This window comes from Ameyamaea chiangmaiensis, assembly GCF_013376175.1.
In the GTDB taxonomy this organism is placed as follows: domain Bacteria; phylum Pseudomonadota; class Alphaproteobacteria; order Acetobacterales; family Acetobacteraceae; genus Ameyamaea; species Ameyamaea chiangmaiensis.
In genome coordinates this window covers 1-2,685 of the sequence record NZ_JABXXR010000240.1, presented here as the reverse complement: position 1 = coordinate 2,685, position 2,685 = coordinate 1, and the positions used below count along the sequence as shown (strand labels likewise).

General features: G+C 68.8%; 4 protein-coding genes. 3 read left to right on the top strand and 1 reads right to left on the bottom strand.

Going from position 1 to position 2,685, the window contains the following annotated elements:
• A partial coding sequence (locus HUK82_RS15780; protein ID WP_176614846.1) for a metal ABC transporter substrate-binding protein occupies positions 1–505 on the bottom strand: 505 nt, incomplete at its 3' end.
• Between the two features lie 140 nt (positions 506–645).
• Between HUK82_RS15780 and HUK82_RS15775 the strand changes: the two genes are divergently transcribed.
• From HUK82_RS15775 to HUK82_RS15765, 3 genes are all read left to right on the top strand, one after another.
• Positions 646–1,164 (top strand): Fur family transcriptional regulator, encoded by a 519-nt coding sequence (locus HUK82_RS15775; protein ID WP_264802031.1) that lies wholly within the window; start codon positions 646–648, stop codon positions 1,162–1,164.
• 331 nt (positions 1,165–1,495) lie between these two features.
• Positions 1,496–2,002, top strand: coding sequence for a hypothetical protein (locus HUK82_RS15770; RefSeq protein ID WP_176614844.1), 507 nt, complete (start codon positions 1,496–1,498; stop codon positions 2,000–2,002).
• A gap of 32 nt (positions 2,003–2,034) precedes the next feature.
• On the top strand, positions 2,035–2,685 hold a 651-nt coding region (locus tag HUK82_RS15765; RefSeq protein ID WP_176614843.1), incomplete at its 3' end, for an asparaginase.

Here is a 2,685-nt window from a genome sequence, read left to right as displayed (position 1 = left end):
CGGAGAGTGTGTCGAGATCGGTCAGGAAAGCCTCCAGCCGCCGGCTGCGGCGCGGATCGGGGCCGAGGCGATCGTCGAGCGTGCGCGCCAGACGCGTGGCGAAGGCCCGCGCCCGATCCGGATCGAACCACAGATGCGGGTCCAGTGGATCGGCCGGGCGCGACGCCGGAAGCGCCGCCACGTCGATCACGCTGCGGTCGCCGGGCGGCAGCGCCGCGACAAGGGACGCCATCCATGGGTCGTAGCCGTCGCCCGTCGCGATCACGATGGCGGCCTCGGACAAAGCCCTGACCGTGGCGGGACTGGCTTCGAACATATGCGGGTCGACAGTGGGCGTGGCGAGGATGGCGCGGGTCGTCACATCCGGGCCGCCGACCTGATCGGCGATATCGGCCCACACGCGTTCGGCCGCGACGACGGTCAGTGGAGACGTCGTGGCAGCGCGCACCGGTGTGGTCGACAGCGCAGCCGCGACCGCAAACAGGGAAAGCGAAATGCGTCTCACGTCCGACCTTGATGTTACTCTATAACAGAACGGGTCGGCATAGCCGTTTAAGCGACAGCTTGCAAACGATGGTCGCTGCGGGCAGTACGGTCGCACGGCGGATTGGCCGCTCACGGCCCGACCGGGGGAGGGGACGCATCGTGGACACATCAGTGGCATTTTCGCCCCGCATCGAGCGGCTTCTCGATCAGGCGTCGTCAGTCTGTGCCGAGCGTGGATCGCGCCTGACCGATATTCGTCGGCTGGTGCTGGGGCTGGTGCTGGATCGGGGCCGGCCATCGGGGGCTTATGAACTGCTCGATCGCCTGCGTGAAAACAACCGTGGCGCGGCACCTCCCACGGTCTATCGGGCGTTGGACTTTCTGCTTGAACAGGGGCTGGTCCATCGCATCGAACGACTGTCCGCGTTCGTGGCCTGTACGCACGCCCTTGAACATGCGCATGGCTGCTCTGACTTCCATGCGGCCCAGTTTCTGATCTGCCGTCACTGCGGCGAGGTCACGGAACTGGAAAACCGAGGCATCAGCCACGCCCTGCGCGCGGCGGGCGCCGAACATGGCTTTCATATCTCGGCCTCCACCATCGAGGCGGAAGGCACCTGCGCCGCCTGCCGTGCCAAGCCCGCGGGGATGGACGGCCCGGCGGAGTCGCGGCAATAGACTACCTATGCAAGACTTCGCCATACGTTGCCGCCGCGTCCCGGGTGTACGTGGCGCACCCGTGTTCGAGATCCTCGGTCCGGACAACCAGGTTCTGGATCGGATCACGTCGGCGCGCCATGCGGCCGAGGCATGCGCCCTGTTCTGGCGGCGGCGTGGCCGGCGCCAGTTTGCGCCGCTTCTGACACGTTTTTCCGATGCGTCCATCCGGGAGAGGGTGACGAGCGTGGCACGAGCCCAAGGTTTGGTTCCTCCCCAGCTGCCATTGTCCGGCGGGCAGGCAGCCCCGACGCCCCAGCGCAGTCGAACCCGATCCGGTTCGTCCTCGGGGATGCCGCAACCCGATCTGTTCGGCGTGGCCGTGGACACCCCGGACCCGGTGCACGACACGCCGATGCCGACAGCGGCCGACGATCGCGCCCCGACCGATGCTTCGGCCGCCGCGACCGCACCTGAGGCGCCCGCTTTGGCCGAGCCACCGCCCCCGGTTAGCGGCCTCCTGTCCCCCGACGACGTGCCGGTGGCGTCCATGGCGCAGTTCCAGGGGTTTCGCGGTTCCGATCCCGCCGACAGCTATCTGTACTGGGTGGCGACGTCCGAACAGGCGGAGGCGGTTACCGTCGACGGCCTGCCTTATGGGCCGGACAGCCCCGTTCTGCTGACCGAGCGCCCAGGCGTCGCCTATTTCCTGTCGCTGATACTGGATGACGATGTGCCCCCCGACGCGGTGGCCGTGCTGCGCGTGCGACGCCTGCTGGTCGAGCCGCATCTGGAGCCCGATCCGGACACCACACGCCGGGCCGACGCCACGTGCTATCGTCTGGCATCGGGCCACTGAGGCCCTACGAACACCTGAGAGGCGACGCCCCCATGGCATTCCAGACTGACGCGCCACTGGCCGAGGTAACGCGGGCAGGCCGCGTCGAATCCGTCCATCGCGGGGCGGTGGCGGTGGTCGACGACACGGGCCGCGTCGTCTTCGCGGCGGGTGACATCGAACAGCCGACCTATACCCGGTCGTCGGTCAAGGCGCTGCTGGCGCTGCCTCTGGTCGAAACCGGCGCGGCGGACAGGCTGGGCCTGACAGCAGAAGAGCTCGCGCTGGCCTGCGCCTCCCACACCGGGGAGGCCATGCACGCGACGGTCGCCGCACGCATGCTGGCGCGCACGGGCCGCGACGTGGCGTGTCTGGAATGCGGGACACACTGGCCCACATCCGATGCGGCCGCCCGCGCGCTGGCGGCCTCGGGACACACACCTTCGGCGCTGCACAACAACTGTTCCGGCAAACACGCGGGGTTTGTCTGCGTGGCGTGCGACAGCGGGCGTGACGTCGCGGGATACAGCACGCCGGACCATCCGGTCATGCGCGAGGCTGTTCGTGCGGTAGCGGAGATGACCGGCGCCGTCCATGACGACAGCAACCGCGGGATCGACGGCTGCTCCATCCCGACGCACGCGATCGCGCTGCGCGCACTCGCGACCGGGTTCGCGCGCTTTGCGACCGGCGCGGGCCTGCAC